15 protein-coding genes are annotated in these 17402 nt (G+C 67.2%); 7 read left to right on the top strand and 8 right to left on the bottom strand.

The genetic code is table 11. From position 1 onward, the window contains the following. The first annotated feature begins 13 nt into the window (after positions 1-13). A complete protein-coding gene (locus tag F6W70_RS08985; protein ID WP_055867871.1) occupies positions 14-934 on the top strand; it encodes a diacylglycerol/lipid kinase family protein in 921 nt (306 codons plus the stop codon). A 34-nt stretch (positions 935-968) separates the two neighbouring features. Here the strand turns inward: F6W70_RS08985 and F6W70_RS08980 are convergent, their stop codons facing one another. Next, positions 969-2102 (bottom strand): AI-2E family transporter, encoded by a 1134-nt coding sequence (locus tag F6W70_RS08980; protein WP_235562500.1) that lies wholly within the window; start codon positions 2100-2102, stop codon positions 969-971. Between the two features lie 202 nt (positions 2103-2304). After that, a complete protein-coding gene (glnA, locus tag F6W70_RS08975; RefSeq protein ID WP_017830467.1) occupies positions 2305-3729 on the bottom strand; it encodes a type I glutamate--ammonia ligase in 1425 nt (474 codons plus the stop codon). 147 nt (positions 3730-3876) lie between these two features. Here glnA and F6W70_RS08970 point away from each other — a divergent pair, with 147 nt between their 5' ends. Then, entirely contained in the window at positions 3877-4305 is a 429-nt protein-coding gene (locus F6W70_RS08970; RefSeq protein WP_031206091.1) for an RDD family protein, read from the top strand. An 18-nt stretch (positions 4306-4323) separates the two neighbouring features. Here the strand turns inward: F6W70_RS08970 and F6W70_RS08965 are convergent, their stop codons facing one another. Then, a complete protein-coding gene (locus tag F6W70_RS08965; RefSeq protein ID WP_036323483.1) occupies positions 4324-4812 on the bottom strand; it encodes an ATP-dependent zinc protease family protein in 489 nt (162 codons plus the stop codon). Between the two features lie 17 nt (positions 4813-4829). Here F6W70_RS08965 and F6W70_RS08960 point away from each other — a divergent pair, with 17 nt between their 5' ends. Beyond that, on the top strand, positions 4830-6017 hold the full coding sequence (locus F6W70_RS08960) for a RimK family alpha-L-glutamate ligase (protein ID WP_017830470.1): 1188 nt from the start codon (positions 4830-4832) through the stop codon (positions 6015-6017). Between the two features lie 59 nt (positions 6018-6076). Here F6W70_RS08960 and F6W70_RS08955 read toward each other — a convergent pair whose 3' ends face one another. Next, positions 6077-6787 (bottom strand): DUF4191 domain-containing protein, encoded by a 711-nt coding sequence (locus tag F6W70_RS08955; RefSeq protein WP_055867876.1) that lies wholly within the window; start codon positions 6785-6787, stop codon positions 6077-6079. A 161-nt stretch (positions 6788-6948) separates the two neighbouring features. Here F6W70_RS08955 and F6W70_RS08950 point away from each other — a divergent pair, with 161 nt between their 5' ends. Continuing rightward, a complete protein-coding gene (locus F6W70_RS08950) occupies positions 6949-8424 on the top strand; it encodes a hypothetical protein (RefSeq protein WP_151486420.1) in 1476 nt (491 codons plus the stop codon). Positions 8425-8433: 9 nt separating this feature from the next. On the opposite strand, the gene sucB is transcribed toward F6W70_RS08950, so the two are convergent. From sucB to F6W70_RS08935, 3 genes are all read right to left on the bottom strand, one after another. Continuing rightward, a complete protein-coding gene (sucB, locus tag F6W70_RS08945; protein ID WP_151486419.1) occupies positions 8434-10188 on the bottom strand; it encodes a 2-oxoglutarate dehydrogenase, E2 component, dihydrolipoamide succinyltransferase in 1755 nt (584 codons plus the stop codon). A gap of 67 nt (positions 10189-10255) precedes the next feature. Further along, complete coding sequence (gene lpdA, locus F6W70_RS08940; protein WP_151486418.1) at positions 10256-11629, bottom strand: dihydrolipoyl dehydrogenase; 1374 nt, start codon at positions 11627-11629, stop codon at positions 10256-10258. Positions 11630-11632: 3 nt separating this feature from the next. Beyond that, a complete protein-coding gene (locus F6W70_RS08935) occupies positions 11633-13105 on the bottom strand; it encodes a leucyl aminopeptidase (protein ID WP_055867888.1) in 1473 nt (490 codons plus the stop codon). A gap of 113 nt (positions 13106-13218) precedes the next feature. On the opposite strand from F6W70_RS08935, the gene F6W70_RS08930 reads away from it, so the two are divergent. The 3 genes from F6W70_RS08930 (at position 13219) to F6W70_RS08920 (ending at position 16259) form a co-directional block, all read left to right on the top strand. Continuing rightward, positions 13219-14160: a proteasome assembly chaperone family protein gene (locus F6W70_RS08930; RefSeq protein ID WP_055867890.1), complete on the top strand. Its 942-nt coding sequence runs from the start codon at positions 13219-13221 to the stop codon at positions 14158-14160. A gap of 168 nt (positions 14161-14328) precedes the next feature. Then, the gene (locus F6W70_RS08925; protein WP_017830477.1) at positions 14329-15567 is read left to right on the top strand and encodes an RNA polymerase sigma factor; all 1239 of its coding nucleotides are present in this window, start codon (positions 14329-14331) and stop codon (positions 15565-15567) included. Next, the gene (locus tag F6W70_RS08920) at positions 15564-16259 is read left to right on the top strand and encodes a coenzyme F420-0:L-glutamate ligase (RefSeq protein WP_017830478.1); all 696 of its coding nucleotides are present in this window, start codon (positions 15564-15566) and stop codon (positions 16257-16259) included. Before F6W70_RS08925 ends, F6W70_RS08920 begins: the two co-directional genes overlap by 4 nt. 61 nt (positions 16260-16320) lie before the next feature. On the opposite strand, the gene F6W70_RS08915 is transcribed toward F6W70_RS08920, so the two are convergent. Further along, positions 16321-17337 (bottom strand): sugar-transfer associated ATP-grasp domain-containing protein, encoded by a 1017-nt coding sequence (locus F6W70_RS08915; protein ID WP_151486417.1) that lies wholly within the window; start codon positions 17335-17337, stop codon positions 16321-16323. Between the last annotated feature and the right edge of the window lie 65 nt (positions 17338-17402).

The following is a 17402-nucleotide window of genomic DNA, read 5'->3' as shown; positions in this document are numbered from 1 at the left end:
CCAAGCTGACGATATGACCCACGCGCGAATCGGCATCGTCTGGAACCCTTCGAAGGTCGAGCAGGAGGTTCTGCAGACCGCGGTGAGCGGTGTGTTCGATGATCAGTACGACATCCGCTGGTGGGAGACTACCCCGGAGGACCCGGGCCGCGGTATGGCTCGCGAGGCCCGCGAGGAAGGCCGCGACATCGTGATCGCGGTCGGTGGAGACGGCACCGTGCGGGCTGTGGCCGAGTCGTTGGCGGGATCGGAGACTGCTCTCGGGATCGTGCCGCAGGGGACGGGCAACCTCCTCGCGCGCAACCTCGAGGTCCCGCTGAACAACGTGAAGGCCGCGCTGGAGCGTGTTCGCGACGCCGAGCCTCGACGCATCGACCTGGGCTGGGTCTCGTACGACGGCACCGAGCACGCGTTCGCCGTGATGGTCGGCTTCGGCGTCGATGCGCAGATGCTGGTGGAGACCGACGACGACCTCAAGTCCAAGGCCGGGTGGCTGGCCTACGTCGAGGCGATGGGCCGTGCACTGGCCGGCACCGAGATGACCGACATCACCCTGGGGATCGACGGCGAGAAGGCTGTCGCCGTGCGAGGGCACACCATGCTCATCGGCAACTGCGGCATGGTGCAGGGCGGCATCCGTCTGCTCCCGGACGCGGTTCTCGACGACGGCAAGCTCGACGTGCTCATGATCAGCGCCGATGGCGCGCTGCAGTGGCTCGACACGCTGCGCTCGTTCGTGTGGGACAACGGTATCCGCCGACTCTTCGGCGCCACGGATGAGGCTGTCAGCACCGAGTCCGCTCGTCATCTGCCCGTCGAGACCATCTCGGTCGAGCTGAAGACGCCGCTCGTGTTCGAGATCGATGGCGAGGAGATGGGCGAGGTCACCGCGTTCGACGTGCGCGTCGAGCCTGGTGCGCTGCTGGTCCGCTGAGGATCATCGAGCTCGCCGTCCCGGCGCCGTCCTCTCAGCGGGTGACGGGCGGCGGGACGATCTTCCGATCCTGCGCGGGGAAGGTCACCTTCTGAATGATGATGATGATGCTCGCGGCGACGGGGATCGCGACGAGGGCGCCCAGGATGCCGCCCAGCGCGGCACCGGCGACCGCGGCGATCACCACGAGGGCGCCGGGCACGGCGACGGCCTTGCTCATGATGCGCGGCGAGAGCACGTAGGCCTCGATCTGCATGTAGATGAGGTAGTAGATGATCGCGATCAGCGCCGTCAGCGGTGAGACGAAGAGGCAGATCAGCGAGTTGATGATCGACGCGGTCAGCGTTCCGACCAACGGGATCATCGAGCCGATGAACGCGATGAGCGCGAGCAGGGCCGGCACCGGGGCGCCGATGATGCTGAGGAAGATGAGACTCAGGATTCCGTTGACGAGCGCGAGGCTCACCTGACCGATGACGTAGCGACCGACGGCGCCGGAGACGTCTTCGAGGAGGCTGCTGAAGGTGTCGCGCTGGTAGGCCGGGACGAAGCGGGCGGCGACATGCTTCATGCTGCGCAGCGACGCCATGAAGTAGAGCGTCAGGATCAGGACGATCGTGATCCCGGTGAAGCCGCCGGCGATGCCCGCACCCACCGCGAACACGCCGCCGCCGATGTCGAGGAAGTTGTTCGGGTCCTTCACGAAGCTGAGGACGCCCTGCACGGCATCGTCGATCGTGGAGCCGAACTGACCGCTGACGTCCTTGAACCAGGCGCTGGCCATGAAGTCCTCGATCATCCGCGGGCCGTCCTTGATCAGATTGCTGATCTGCTCGACGAGGATCGGGACGATGGCGAGGATGATGCCGGCGAAAGCGAGGATGACCCCGGCCACCACGATCGTGACGGCGGCGGGGCGGGGGAGCTTCTTCTCGATGAAGGTGACGATCGGATCGAGGCCGAGCGCGAGGAACACCGCGACGCCGATGTAGACGAGCACGGTCGCGAGCTGACCGACGACGCTTCCGATACCCAGCGCCACCAGCACGCCGAGGGCACCCAGCAGCCCGAACATGAACGGGTTGGTCCTGGCGTATGCGGCGACCGCATTCGAGGGCTGCGAGGGCCGGGGGTCGGCCGGGGTGCGCAGCTCGGTGTTCGCGGTCACTCTTCTACGGCGCATGATTCCCCCGGTCGATGGTCAGACTCACCAGTTGACCACCCGGGACGCCGCGCGGTCAAGCCGATGACGCGGTGTGGCGACCTCCGGTGTTCGCGACGTCACTCGAGCGTCGATCCGACATCGCACGACAATGCGGAAGAGCCCGCCCAGCGGAAGCTGAGACGGGCTCTTCGCGATGTTCTGGTCGTCAGACGCCGAAGTACAGCTCGTACTCGAACGGGTGCGGACGCTGCGCCATCGGCAGGATCTCGTTCTCGTACTTGTAGGAGATCCAGGTCTCGATGAGCTCCTTGGTGAACACGCCGCCCTCGAGGAGGAACTGGTGGTCGGCCGCCAGAGCGTCGAGCGAGTCGAGCAGGGAGTTCGGAACCTGCGGGATGTCCTTGGCCTCCTCGGGGGGAAGCTCGTAGAGGTCCTTGTCGACCGGCTCGTGCGGCTCGATGCGGTTCTTGATGCCGTCGAGGCCGGCCATGAGCTGTGCGGCGAAGGCGAGGTACGGGTTGCCGGACGCGTCGGGCGCACGGAACTCGATGCGCTTGGCCTTCGGGTTCGAGCCCGTGATCGGGATGCGGATCGCGGCGGAGCGGTTTCCGGCCGAGTAGACCAGGTTGACCGGAGCCTCGAAGCCCTTGACCAGACGGTGGTAGCTGTTCAGCGTCGGGTTGGTGAAGGCGAGCAGCGCGGGCGCGTGCGCCAGGATGCCGCCGATGTACCAGCGCGCGATGTCGCTGAGCTGTCCGTAGCCGGCCTCATCGTAGAACAGCGGCTTGCCGTCGCTCCACAGCGACTGGTGGGTGTGCATGCCCGAGCCGTTGTCGCCGTAGAGGGGCTTGGGCATGAAGGTCGCGACCTTGCCCCACTCCTCGGCGGTGTTCTTGACGATGTACTTGAACTTGAGGATGTCGTCCGCCGCGTGGACCATGGTGTCGAAGCGGTAGTTGATCTCCTGCTGGCCGCCGGTGCCGACCTCGTGGTGCGAGCGCTCGAGGATGAACCCGGCGTCGATCAGCTTGAGGGTGATGTCGTCGCGCAGGTCGGCGGTCTTGTCGACCGGGCTGACCGGGAAGTAGCCGCCCTTGTACGGCGTCTTGTTGGCGAGGTTTCCGCCCTCTTCCTCGCGGCCGGTGTTCCACGCGCCCTCTTCCGAGTCGACGCTGTAGAAGCTCGAGTTCGAGGTGACGTTGTAGCGGACGTCGTCGAAGATGTAGAACTCCGCCTCGGGGGCGAAGAACGCGGTGTCGGCGATCCCGGTCGAGGTCAGGTACTTCTCGGCCTTCTTGGCGACCTGACGCGGGTCCTTCGAGTAGATCTCGCCCGTGCGCGGGTTGTAGATGTCGAACAGCATGACGAGCGTGCTCGCCTCGCGGAACGGGTCGACGTACGCCGTCGTGACGTCGGGGATGAGCTGCATGTCGGACTCGTGGATGCTGGCGAAGCCACGGATCGAGGAGCCGTCGAACAGCTGGCCGTCGGTGAAGAAAGCCTCGTCGACCGTCGATGCAGGAATGTTGAAGTGCTGCTGAACACCCGGGAGATCGGTGAAACGGATGTCAAGGAACTTGACGTCGTTCTCCTTGATGTAGGTCAGTACCTCGGACGAATCTTTGAACATGTACGACTCCTGTAATGCGGATCGATGGCTTCACGGCCACTCTGCAGAGTACGGACGGGGGATTTCTCTACGGTATCCGCTTTGTTTCGGGCGTGTTACAGGCGCGACGGCGTCAGCGCGGCATATCGCGCTGGGTAGGCTGGGGGAGTGACGGATGCTGTGAACGCGTACCCCGGTGAACGACTCGGACTCCCCGAATCCGGCTCCGGGAGCATCGCCCGCCCCGGACGCCGCATCGGTGCCCTCCTGATCGACTACGCGGCGGCGACGATCATCGCCACCGGATTCCTCGGATTCAACCAGTTCGCGCTGCCGACGGAAGCCGGCCTGAGCCAGTTCGCTCCGATGCTGGTGTTCGCGGTGCTGCAGATCGTCTTCATCCCGACCGCGGGCGGCAGCCCGGGGCACCGTATCCTCGGCATGCGTCTGGCGCGCATGGACGGCAGCTGGGTCGGACTGTGGCGTCCGATCGTGCGCACGCTCCTGCTCGTGGTGGTCGTGCCGGCCGTGATCTGGGACGCCGATCAGCGCGGTCTGCACGACAAGGCGGTCGGCACGGTTCTGATCCGCACCTGACCACGCGGTCGGGCGGATTCAGGCGCGCCCGCGGTTGCGCCGGCGTGCCTCGCGCGGCGCCCTTCCACCGAGGAACGAGCGCGCAGGATCGACGATGTACCCGCGGCGCAGAGCCTCACGTCCGATGAGCATCCGGAAACCCATCTCGTCGCGATTGCTCAGAGTCACCTCGGCCAGCACCTCGCGGTCCACGAGACGGATGAGCAGTTCGACGACGAGTCGCTCCTGGGCATGACCGGAAGAGCTCCGTACCGCACGACGATCGTGGACCGGCAACTCGACGACGACCGCGTCCTCCTGGCTGTCCTGCCACGGTTTGACCTTGAAACGGACCCAGGGCTGCTCGTCCTGTTCGAACTCGACGATGTCGAAAGCGTGCAGCGACGAGGTGCGCGCACCGGTGTCGATCTTGGCTTTGAGCCAGTCGACGCCGAGATCGGGCAGGCTCACCCACTCTCGCCACCCCGTAAGGGTGTTTGAATGGGTAGACCTACTCACCTGATACATCCTGGCAGGAAATCCCCGTGAAGATCGCAGTGCTCTCCCGCGCGCCGCAGGCGTACTCCACCCAGCGGCTGCGTGCAGCCGCGCTTCAGCGCGGGCACAACGTCAAGGTGCTCAATACTTTGCGCTTCGCGATCGACCTCACCGCCGAGGAACCGGACCTGCACTATCGAGGTCGTCAGCTCAGCGACTACGACGCGATCCTGCCGCGCATCGGCAACTCGATCACATACTTCGGCACGGCCGTCGTGCGACAGTTCGAGCAGATGGACGTCTACACGCCGAACACCGCGAACGGGATCTCGAGCGCCCGCGACAAGCTGCGCGCGAACCAGATCCTCTCCCGCCACAACATCGCGATGCCGCCCACGGCGTTCGTGCGCAACCGTGCGGACGTGCGCCCTGCGATCGAGCGTGTGGGTGGAGCGCCCGTGGTCATCAAGCTCCTGGAGGGCACGCAGGGGATCGGGGTCATCCTCGCACCGCAGGTGAAGGTCGCCGAGGCGATCATCGAGACCCTGCACTCCACCAAGCAGAACGTGCTCATCCAGAAGTTCATCTCCGAGAGTCGCGGCCGGGACATCAGAGCGCTGGTCGTCGGCGATCGCGTCGTCGCCGCCATGCGACGATCGGCGGCCGGAGACGAGTTCCGATCGAACGTGCACCGCGGCGGTTCGGTGGAGGCCATCGAGCTCGACCCCGTCTACGAGCGCGCAGCCGTGCGCTCGGCCCAGATCATGGGCCTGCGCGTGGCCGGCGTCGACATGCTCGAAGGCGATGACGGTCCGCTGGTGATGGAGGTCAACTCCTCTCCAGGGCTGCAGGGCATCGAGACGGCGACGAAGCTCGACGTCGCGGGCGCCATCATCGACTACATCGCCGGTCAGGTGGCGTTCCCCGAGATCGACGTGCGCCAGCGCCTGACGGTCTCGACGGGCTACGGCGTCGCCGAACTCATGGTGCACGGCGCGGTCGACCTGGTCGGCAAGACCCTGGGCGAAGCAGGTCTGTGGGAACGGGACATCACGGTTCTCACGCTGCACCGCGGTGTCAGCGTGATCCCCAACCCGCGCAAGCACGTCGTGCTGGAAGCGGATGACCGCCTGTTCTGCTTCGGCAAGCTCGACGAGATGCGCTCGATGGTCCCGGAGCGTCGTCGCCGTCGTGCGAAGGTCCGTCGTCTGCCGCGGCAGCCGCTCTCCGAGTAAAACAGAGCGCGGCCGCCCTCACAGGAGGACGGCCGCGCTCGAGGCTCGTGTGCGCGAGCTCAACGAGGACGCTGGGAGCGCACCTTGGTCGGGTCGATGCCCTTCGGGATCGGCAGCGACGACAGCGACTGCGACACGGAGTCCACGCGGCGGATGACGGCGGCCATCGTGGCCTTATCGATCACCTTCGGGAGCTTCTTGATCGTCTTCGAGAGATCGGCGATCGCCACCTCGTCATCGCCGTGACCGACGTAGAGAACCGTGACGGGAACGCCGTGCGCGACGCGCTGGGCCTTGCTGCGCTCTTCGTTCACGAGGCGGGTCAGCCGACCGCGTGCGCCTTCGCCGACGACCACGATGCCACCGCGGCCGATGGTGCGGTAGACGGCTTCCTGCGTCTTCGGGTTGATGCCGACGGGCGTCTCGGACGCCTGCCAGCTGCGACCCAGGCTGGTGCTGAGCACATGACCGGTGGCGCCGGGCATGCCGTCGATCTTGCTGTACATGGCCGAGGTCGACAGGCGCGTCATCAGGAACAGGGCGCCGAGGATGCCGAGCATGAGACCGGTGATGCCCCAGAGGACGAGCGTCCAGATCTGGAAGGGCGGGATGAGATAGCCGGCGACGAGGCCGAGCAGCACGCCGCCAATGAGGATCGCGGCCTGCGCCCACGGAAGCCATGAGTAGGCCTCACGTGTGAACCGGAAGAGGGACTTGATCTGGGAGAAGAACCCAGGACGCTTTTCGGGTTCAGGAGCACTCTTTGCCATGAGGACCAGCCTACCGAGTCCGACGGCCTCGTGATGTCGACGTTCGCGCGAAGCGGAGCGGGCGCCTCTCACTCCTCCTGCACATCGGGGGCTCAGCCGGAATCCGTCCGGGTCGCCTCCGAACCCGGTGACGAAAGCGCCTCCTGCGCTGTGATGGGGAGATGAACGACATCGCGATCGACGACGGCCGGGGAGCGCCACTCGTACCGGGGGCGCATCGCGTGGTGAGGACGCTCGATCCGACCGAGGGGCCGTTCTCGGGCACGCTGGTGACCCAGGGGGAAGGCGTCGCTGTGCGGATGGACGCAGCGATCCTCCGCGGCTGGGACGGATGGCGGTTCGCGGGAGCCGAGCACATCGCGGCGCCCATCGATGTCAGTCGTCGTAGGGGAGGGCACGATGCGTTGCTTCCGTGGTGCACGGAGCGGGTGCGGGGGTTCCTGGGCCGGCGATCCGCGGCGGGAGGGAACATCACTCCCGGTGAATCCAGCACGCTCGTCGTCAGCCTTCTGCGGGGTCTCGACGAGTTGGGAGAGGGTGCCGGCGGCGCACGCACCGGCACGTGGTGGCTGACAGACGGAGGGCGTCCTATCTTCGTGCTCGGAGATGGTCCTGACGCCAGAGCAGGAGTCATGGAGATCCTCGAGAGCCTGAGGGAGCAGACTCCCGACAAAGCACTCACGCGCGCGCTGGGTGCTGTCGAGGACGGATTGGAGAAGACTCTCACCCATCCGCGACTTCCTCGCACGCTCATCGATTCGTGGGAGCGGTCGATGCTCGACATCGCGGCTCCGCAGCCGCTCGAGCGCGAACTCCACGCTCCCGAGCGCGCACGAGACCTCGCTCGCGCGACCGCGCCAGGTGTTCCCCAGGACCGTCAGGGTGCGCTCCGTCTGCGTGCGGATCGCGTCCGCACCGGTGAACCGTATCGGGGGAGCCGCAGACGGGACGCGATCCGCGATGCTCTCCGCGTGTTCGTCGAGGCGATCCATGCGCGACTGGAGGACAGACGACGAACCCGTCCCGCTCGCACACGACCTCGGAACAGCGGGGCAGGGCAGTCTGAGACGACAGCAGACCGGCGGAAGAGATCAGTGCTGGTGGCGGGGGTGGCCGCGGCTCTGGTGCTCGCCGGAGGGCTTCTCTGGCCTGACGGCGAAGAAGCAGGGAAGGCCGACGGGGCAGCAGATGGCAGCTCTCAGACGCGGTCGTCGGCGCCGGGGGGAGATGCAGCGTCGGCGAGCACACCGCCCCCGAGAGCAGCTCCCGCGGGCGGAGAGGACTCGAGGTCGCAGTCCTCCTCCGCCGAGGAGGATCCCCTCGGCGCCGTGCCATCTCTCCTGCGTGCGATCGCGGACTGCCGCGCCCAGGGCGATACCTCCTGCACGGATGCCGTGGCCGGCGACGCCGAGAACGTCATGGGGGCTCTTGGCAGTGTGGATCCGGTGAAGCCGAGCCCCGAACTCGTGGACGAGTACGGGGACGTCGCGGTGGTACGCCTTCGGACGAGTGGGGTGGATGACGGGGAGGGAGACGCGGAGGGGCAGGGGTCCGATCAGACGATCGTCGTCCTCATCCGCACAGAAGAGAAATGGCTGGTCCGCGACGTCTATGACGTCGCGGACCAGCCAGGATGACTCGTGCGGTCAGGCGCCGAGCTGAGCGGCGAACTGTGCCGACTCGAGGCGGGCCTTCACCGCGCCCAGGAATCGGGCTGCGTCGGCGCCGTCGATGATCCGGTGGTCGTAGGAGAGCGCGAGGTACACGTACGACCGGACGGCGATCGCATCAGCACCCCCGACCTTGACGAGACCCGGACGCTTGACGACCGTGCCGGTACCCAGGATCGCCGACTGGGGCAGGAACACGACAGGAGTGTCGAACAGGGCGCCACGCGAACCGGTGTTGGTCAGCGTGAACGTGCCGCCGGCAAGCTCATCGGGCTTCAGCTTGTTGTCGCGAGTACGCGCGGCGAGATCGGCGATCTCGTGTGCGATCTGCGCGATGTTCTTCGAAGCGGCGTCGCGCAGCACCGGCGTGAGCAGACCACGCTCGGTGTCGACGGCGATCGACACGTTCTCGCTGGCGGGGTAGACGATGTTCTCGCCGTCGACGGTCGCGTTGACGATCGGGAACGCCTGCAGCGCCTCAGCCGTGGCGAGAGCGAAGAACGGCAGGAAGGAGAGCTTGTCGCCCGTCTTCTCCAGGAACGACGCCTTCACGCTGTCGCGGTAGTCGGCGAGGGCCGTGACATCGACCTCGACGACCGTGGTCAGCTGAGCCGTCTGCTGCATCGACTCGACAGCACGCTTGGCGAGCACCTTGCGCAGACGCGACATCGGCTGCGTCGTGCCGCGCAGGGGCGAGACCTCGAGCGGAGCGGGAGCCGGCGCTGCAGCAGCAGGTGCCGCCGTCGCGGTCTCCGCGGCCTTCAGCACGTCTTCCTTGCGGATACGACCACCCACACCGGTGCCGGTGACCGAAGCCAGGTCCACGCCCTGCTGCGACGCCAGACGGCGCACGAGCGGGGTCACGTAGAGGTTGTCGTTTTCTGTCGGGAGTGCGAGCTTCGTCGCGGCGGGTGCCGGGGCTGCAGCAGCAGGTGCCGGAGCAGCGGCGGGTGCCGGGGCTGCAGCAGCAGGTGCCGGAGCGGCAGCGGGTGCCGGGGCAGCGGCAGGTGCCGGGGCTGCAACGGGTGCAGGAGCAGCAACGGGTGCAGGAGCAGCAGCGGGCGCCGGGGCAGCAGCAGGTGCCGGAGCCGCAGGCGCTTCGGCGGCGGGTGCGGCACCAGAGCCGACACGTGCCAGCACGGCGCCGACAGCGACGGTCTCGTCTTCGCCGGCGACGATCTCCTGCAGCACGCCGGCGACCGGCGAGGGGATCTCGGTGTCGACCTTGTCGGTGGAGATCTCCAGAAGAGCCTCGTCGACGGCGATGCTGTCACCCACCTGCTTGAGCCAGCGGGTGACGGTGCCCTCGGTGACGCTCTCACCCAGCTCGGGAAGAACGATGTCGGTCGCATCGCCGGCGGGTGCCGCGGGTGCAGCCTCTGCGGCCGGTGCTTCGGCAGCGGGTGCCGGTGCTTCGGCAGCGGCGGGGGCCGGTGCCTCTGCTGCGGCGGGGGCCGCGGCGGCGGGGGCATCTGCAGCCGGGGCCGCAGCGCTGCCATCACCGATGCGCGCGAGGAGAGCGCCGACCTCGACGGTCTCGTCCTCGGCCACGAGGATCTCCTCGATCACGCCGCTGACGGGGGAGGGGATCTCGGTGTCGACCTTGTCGGTCGAGATCTCGAGCAGGCCCTCGTCCGCCTGCACGGTGTCTCCCACCTGCTTGAGCCAGCGGGTGACCGTACCCTCTGTGACGCTCTCGCCGAGAGCGGGGAGGACGACGGATGTGCTCATGACTGAGTCTCCTTCAGGAAGTTGTATGACGCTTGTCTAGCTTAGTGACTCGGGCACCGGTTGGTGCTCAGAGGGCGTGCAGGGGCTTGCCGGCCAGAGCCAGGAAGGCCTCGCCGAGCGCCTCGCTCTGGGTAGGGTGCGCGTGGATCAGAGGAGCGATGTCCTCCGGGTGCGCCTCCCAGGCGACGGCGAGCTGCCCCTCGGTGATGAGCTCGCCGACACGATCGCCGAGCAGGTGCACACCGATGACGGGCCCGTCCTTGAGACGGACGACCTTCACGAGACCACCGGTTCCGATGATCTCGCTCTTGCCGTTGCCGGCGAGGTTGTACTCGTAGGCGACGATCGCGTCCGCGCCGTGCTCGGCGGCGGCGGCGGCCTCGGTCACACCGACCGAGGCGACCTCGGGGCTCGAATACGTGACCTTGGGGATCTGCGCATCCGGGATGTTGGCAGGCGAGAGTCCGGCGATCCGTTCGGCGACCGCGATGCCCTGCTGGAATCCACGGTGCGCGAGTTGGAGGCCGGGCACGATGTCGCCGACCGCCCAGAGCCCCGGTACACCGGTGCGCAGATCTTCGTCGACGATCACGAATCCACGATCGAGGGTCACACCTGCCTCTTCGAAACCGAGATCGGCCGTGACGGGACCGCGACCGACGGCGACGAGGAGGTAGTCGGCGGTGAACTGCGTGCCGTCTTCGAGCGTCAGCGTGACGGATGACTCGTCCTGCACGACGCTCTGGAAGCGGGTGCCGAGGGAGTACTTGATGCCGCGACGACGGAATGCGCGCTCCAGTCCCTTGCTGAGGGCGATGTCCTCGTTCGGGACGAGGTGCGGGAGCGCCTCGATGATGGTGACCTCGGATCCGAAGGAGCGCCAGACGCTCGCGAACTCGACACCGATCACACCCCCTCCGAGGATGAGCACGTGGTCGGGCACGACGTCCAGAGCGAGAGCCTGCTCGCTGGTGAGGATTCGGCCGCCGATCTCGAGGCCGGGGAGGGAGCGGCTGTACGAGCCGGTGGCGAGCACCACATCCGTCCCCACGTAGACGTCGTCGCCGACGCTGACGCTGCGATCCGCGTTCAGGCGGCCGAGTCCGGAGACCGTGGTGATCCCGCGGGCCTTGACGAGTCCCTCGAGGCCCTTGAACTTCTTGGCGACGATCCCTTCGCGGTAGGCGCGGACCCCGGCGGTGTCGATGCCCTGCAGCACTGCGGTCACGCCCACGGACGCGGCATCGCGCACATGGTCGGCGACCTCTGCGGCATGCAGCAGCGCCTTGGTCGGGATGCACCCGCGGTGCAGGCAGGTCCCTCCGACCTTGTCCTTCTCGATCAGCGCGACGGACTTGCCGAGCTCACTCGCCCGCAGTGCCGCGGCATAACCGCCGCTGCCGCCGCCCAGGACGACGATGTCGAAGGTGTGGGTTGTCATATGTCATGCCTCCGTGTGGGATGCTGCGGCGAAGGCGACGATCGATCGGACCATCGCTCCGGTGGGGCCCTTCTCAGTGAAGCCGTACGGGGCGCCGGCGTGTTCGCCGGATCCCGCGATGTCGAGGTGCACCCAAGGGATGCGCGGAGCGTCGTCGGCATCCGACGTACGACCGACGAAGCGGCGCAGGAACAGGCCGGCGTAGGAGGCGCCGCCCATCCGGTCGCCCATGTTCGCGTTCTGCAGGTCGGCGATGGGGGATTCGAGCGACTCCTCCATGTACTCCGGCAGCGGCATGTGCCATGCGGGCTCGTCGACCTGAGCGGTCGCGGAGATGAACGAGGACACGGTCTCGACGTCGCCGAAGACGCCGGTGTGCCGGTGGCCCAGTGCGGCGACGATGGCGCCCGTGAGAGTGGCCACGTCGATGATGACGTCCGGGTTCTCGCGACTCGCGGCCACGAGGCCGTCTGCGAGCACGAGTCGACCCTCGGCATCGGTGTTCTGGACCTCGACCGTGGTGCCGTCGAGGATGCGGATGACGTCGCCGGGGCGCAGCGCCCTGCCCGACGGCATGTTGTCGGTGATGCAGAGCCACGCCGTCACGTGGACCGGGAGGCCGAGCGAAGCGATCGCACGGATCGCGGCGAGCGACGTCGCGGCACCCGCCATGTCGAACTTCATGCCGACCATGGACGCAGCGGGCTTGAGCGACAGGCCGCCGGTGTCGAACGTGATGCCCTTGCCGACAAGGGCGATGTGTCGCGAAGCGTCGGCGGGGGAGTAGTCGAGGCGCACGAGACGCGGGGGACGATCCGAGCCCTGCCCCACGCCCAGGATGCCGCCGAAGCCCTGCTCGGCGAGGGCCTTCTCGTCGAGGATCTCGACGGTGACGTCGAGGTCGGCGACACTGTCGGCCGCGCTCTGCGCGAGCTGTGCGGGGCTCTGCCACTCGGCGGGAACGTTCACGAGGTCCTTGATCAGGGCGACCGCGTCGCCGATGACCTGGGCGTACTCTGCGTCTTCGTCGTCGAGTTCGGCGTGCAGGGTGACCGCAGTGGCGCGCGCCTTGCCCTTCTCCGTGCGGTATCCGTCGAACTTGTGCCCGCCGAGCACCGCTCCCTCGGCCGCTGCCGCGGCGAAGGGCTCGAGGCCTTCGGCAAGGGCCAGCGCGACGTGCTCGAAGCCGGTGAGCGTGCGCAGCGCCGTACCGGCCGCGTTGCGCACCGCTGCGGCGTCGGGCTTGGCGCCGGCGCCGACGACGGCGAACGGCAGAGACGTCACATCAGGGGCGTACACGCGGGCGAAGGATCCGGCGGAGCCGGTGAATCCGATGCCGGCCAACGTGTCGGCGAGGCCGGGGTAACCGGCCAGGGAATCCGCCGAATCGGGGAGAGCGGCGACGACGAGCACTGCGGCATCTGCAGCGCTTCCGGGGAACTGAGCGGTGGTGTGCGAGAGCACGGGAAGCGTCATACCTCCATCCTAGGATCTTCGCCGCGGCATGGTCGCGCGCCGTCCGTGCGCGTGTTCGCTCTCAGCATGACGCTCCGCGCCCCGGCATCCGGACCTGCTCGTAGCATGGAGACATGCCCTTCTCCGGTGAGATCCACGAACGCGTCGCGAATGCGCCCGCAGTGCCGCATGGCCTGCCGTTGGTGCTGCTTCTCACCGGTTTCACGGATGCGGGCAGCGCGGTCTCCGGTCTGATCGACCACTTGCGCGAGACCGCATCGCCACAGCCGGTCGTGGTGTTCGAGAACGACGCGCTGCTGGACTACCGTGCGCGTCGTCCAGTGATCTCGTTCGACCAGGACCATCTCACGGAGTTCACGCCACCACGACTCGAGCTGTCGCTGGCGACCGATGCACTCGGTCGTCCGTTCCTGCTCCTCGCCGGATACGAGCCCGACTTCGCGTGGAACCTCTTCGCGAAAACGGTTCTCGCGCTGGCGGCGGAGTTCGAGGTCTCGGGCCTGCACTGGGTGCATTCGATCGCGATGCCGGTACCCCACACGCGCCCGATCGGCACGACGGTCAGCGGCAATCGCCGAGAGCTCACCGTGGCGCACTCCGTGTGGCGTCCGCGCACGCAGGTCCCGGCGACAGCGGGGCACCTGCTCGAATTCCGCTTCGTCGAGCGCGGCGATCGAGCCGTCGGCTTCGTTCTGTTGGTTCCCCACTACCTCGCCGAGACCGAGAATCCCGACGCGGTCATCGCGGCGGCGGAGCGGCTGATGGCGTCGACCGGACTCGTGCTCATGCTGGATGCCGTCCAGGAGCGCCGCGAGGACTATCTGACGCGGGTCGACGAGCAGGTCGCCGGGAACGACGAACTGCAGCAGATGGTCCACAATCTCGAGCGCCGCTACGACGCGTACATGGCGGGACGAAACCCCGACGACGACTCCTACGACGAGGGCGGTTTCAGCGAGCGCGACCTTCCCAGTGCCGATGAGCTGGCCGCGGAGCTGGAGCGCTACCTGGCCTCGCGCCCGTCCGGCGACGAGGACAAGCCCGGTCGCGGTTGAGGCGGATCCGCGAGAACTTCGTCGGAATGCGTCCGCATCGCCACACGTGTGCGATACTAGGACTCTGACCCGTTGTCAATCAGTGTTTTCGAGCGCTGGACTTGACAAGGGTCTTACTAGTGTCCGAAATGTCCCGGGGCTACACAGCAGCTCCGTGAAAGGCGAAACGTGACTCCTGCCACGACGAAGAACACCCGGACGAAGAAGGCTGCCGAAGAGACGACCGCCGACGCTCCGGTCGAGGCCGATGCGCCCGAGAAGCCCGCGCCCCTGAGCGCGGCGAAGCGTGCGGCAGCGAAGCGCGCCCCCGTCAAGAAGAAGAAGTCCGAGGACGTCGTCGAAGAAGACGAGGCTCCCGCAGCTGCCGCTGTAGAGGATGACGAGGACGAGGACGCCAAGCCGAAGTTCACCGAGCCGCTGCCGACCGGCGCGATCGTCATCTCGTCGAACGACGACGAAGACGTCCCCGTCTACTCGACGCAGATCACCGGTGCGACGGCCGACCCTGTCAAGGACTACCTGAAGCAGATCGGAAAGGTCGCGCTCCTGAACGCGGCCGAAGAGGTCGAGCTCGCGATGCGCATCGAGGCGGGTCTGTTCGCCGAGGAGAAGCTGTCGGCGATGACCGCGGCCGAGAAGACGAGCCAGCTCGGTCTCGACCTGCAGTGGGTCGCCCGCGACGGTCAGCGTGCCAAGAGCCACCTGCTGGGCGCGAACCTGCGACTCGTCGTCTCGCTCGCCAAGCGCTACACCGGCCGGGGCATGCAGTTCCTGGATCTGATCCAGGAGGGCAACCTCGGTCTGATCCGCGCTGTCGAGAAGTTCGACTACACCAAGGGCTTCAAGTTCTCGACCTACGCCACCTGGTGGATCCGTCAGGCGATCACCCGCGCCATGGCCGACCAGGCCCGTACCATCCGCATCCCGGTGCACATGGTCGAGGTCATCAACAAGCTCGCGCGAGTGCAGCGTCAGATGCTGCAGGACCTCGGCCGCGAACCCACTCCGGAAGAGCTCAGCCGTGAGCTCGACATGACGCCCGAGAAGGTCGTCGAGGTGCAGAAGTACGGCCGTGAGCCGATCTCGCTGCACACTCCGCTGGGTGAAGACGGCGACAGCGAGTTCGGTGATCTCATCGAGGACACCGAGGCCGTGGTCCCCGCCGACGCCGTGGGCTTCACCATGCTGCAGCGTCAGCTGGAGCAGCTGCTCGACTCGCTGTCCGAGCGTGAGGCGGGTGTCATCCGCATGCGCTTCGGCCTGGGCGACGGTCAGCCGAAGACGCTCGACCAGATCGGCGACACGTTCGGTGTGACGCGTGAGCGCATCCGCCAGATCGAGTCCAAGACGATGGCGAAGCTGCGTCACCCGAGCCGCTCGCAGTCCCTGCGGGACTACCTCGAATGAGTCAGGCGAACGACGGCAAGGCGCTCGAGACCAGCGTCGACGGCAAGAGCTACGCACGCATCCCGCTGCGCACCCGCGTGGTCATGCCCGAGGACGACCTCGATGCGATCATCACGGAGTACGCCAAGGACGCCGTGCAGCCGGGCGACCTGCTGTTCGTGACCGAGAAGATCGTGGCGATCACCCAGGGGCGGTCATACCGTCTCGATGAGATCAAGCCGCGCAAGCTCGCGCTCTTCCTCTCTAAGTACGTCACCCGCACGCCGTACGGCATCGGACTCGGCATGCCCGAGACGATGGAGATGGCGCTGCGGGAGTGCGGCACCCCGCGTATCCTGTTCGCGTCCGCCGTGGCGGCGGTGACCAAGGCTTTCGGCCGTCGTGGTGACTTCTACCGCATCGCCGGAGACAAGGCACGCGCGATCGACGGTCCGACCAAGCACACCATCCCTCCCTACAACGAGGCCGTCGTGCTCGGACCCAAGGATCCCGACGGCGTGGCCGCACGCGTGAAGGCGCTGATCGGCGGTCAGGCGGAGGTGGCGGTGGTCGACATCAACGATCTCGGCGGCAACATCCTCGGTTCGACGCTCGACAAGGACGCAGAGCGTCGCCTCGTCAAGATCCTCGGCGACAACCCGCTCGGACAGGGCCTGGAGTCGACGCCGCTCGGTATCGTCCGCGCGGTCTGATCCGCTCAGATCCACGAAGAAGGCCCCGGATGCTCAGCATCCGGGGCCTTCTTCGTGGATCTCAGAAGCCGATGACCTCGCGGTAGCGAGGCTTGTGGCCCGTGCGGATGCCGGTGACGCTGGGCTTGTTCTCGTACACGCCGGCACCCCAGTTGCCCTCGACGAGCACGGGCCCGTCCGGGGAGACCACGATGTCCCAGCCGACGTACTGCACCTGCGGCACGACGCGGGCGACCTCGTCGATGAACGCGCGTACCTCGTCCATGTAGGGAAGCTGGAAGTCGGCGATGCGGAAGCCTGAGTCCGGATGCGTCTCGTGCACGTGGCCGTGCGAGTCGTACCCTGCGCCGACGGCATGACCGTTCTCATCGAGCATCGTGTAGAAGCCGCCGAACGTCATCTGGTCGCTCACGGCACCACGCCCGAACTTCTGGGCCATCGCGAGGATATGGGCCTTCTCGCCGTCGAAGAACGCCGTGATCCGGGTGGTGTTCACCGTGCCGGGGCACACGGCTGCGAGGGCGTCGTGCTGACGGATGACTTCCTCGATCAGGAGTTCGCCGCGGGCCAGCAGCCCACGGTGGAACTCGTCCCAGTCGTCGATGTCGGCGGCGTGATAGCGGTGCACTCCGGTGCCCGCCTGGCCCACCGGCTCCTTCGTGACGATCGTTCCGAGGCGCTGGGTGAGCTCGCGAACAGCGTCGGCGTTGCCCTCCTCGACGACCATCCACTCGCGGTGCAGATGGTCGGAGAACTGCTTGTCGAACTCGACCTTGTCCTGGAAGATCCAGCGATAGTCCGGGTGGTCGTACCGCTGGGAGAGCTGGTTCGAGACCGGATGCGTCATGTACGTCGCGCGCTCGGCCTTCGTCAGCATCGCGAAGTCGTAGTCGATGTAGTCCTGGAACCCGACGTTGTGGCGCGCGGCCGACCAGAGCATGTCGACGACGATCGCGGGGACCGCCTTGTGGTGCTGCTCGGAGGCCTCTTTGGCGCGTTCCACCACCGATCCGACGTCGATGCGGCGGGCACGTCCCATCAGATAGCGGATGCGGGGCGTGAGGGAAAGACGAGACATGAGGCTCCAGGGTCGGGGTCCCCACCAGTCTACGGGGGCCGGGGAGGCCGACCTGGGAGCCGGAA

The organism is Microbacterium maritypicum (assembly GCF_008868125.1).
GTDB lineage: Bacteria > Actinomycetota > Actinomycetes > Actinomycetales > Microbacteriaceae > Microbacterium > Microbacterium maritypicum.
This window is presented reverse-complemented; position numbering and strand designations above follow the sequence as displayed.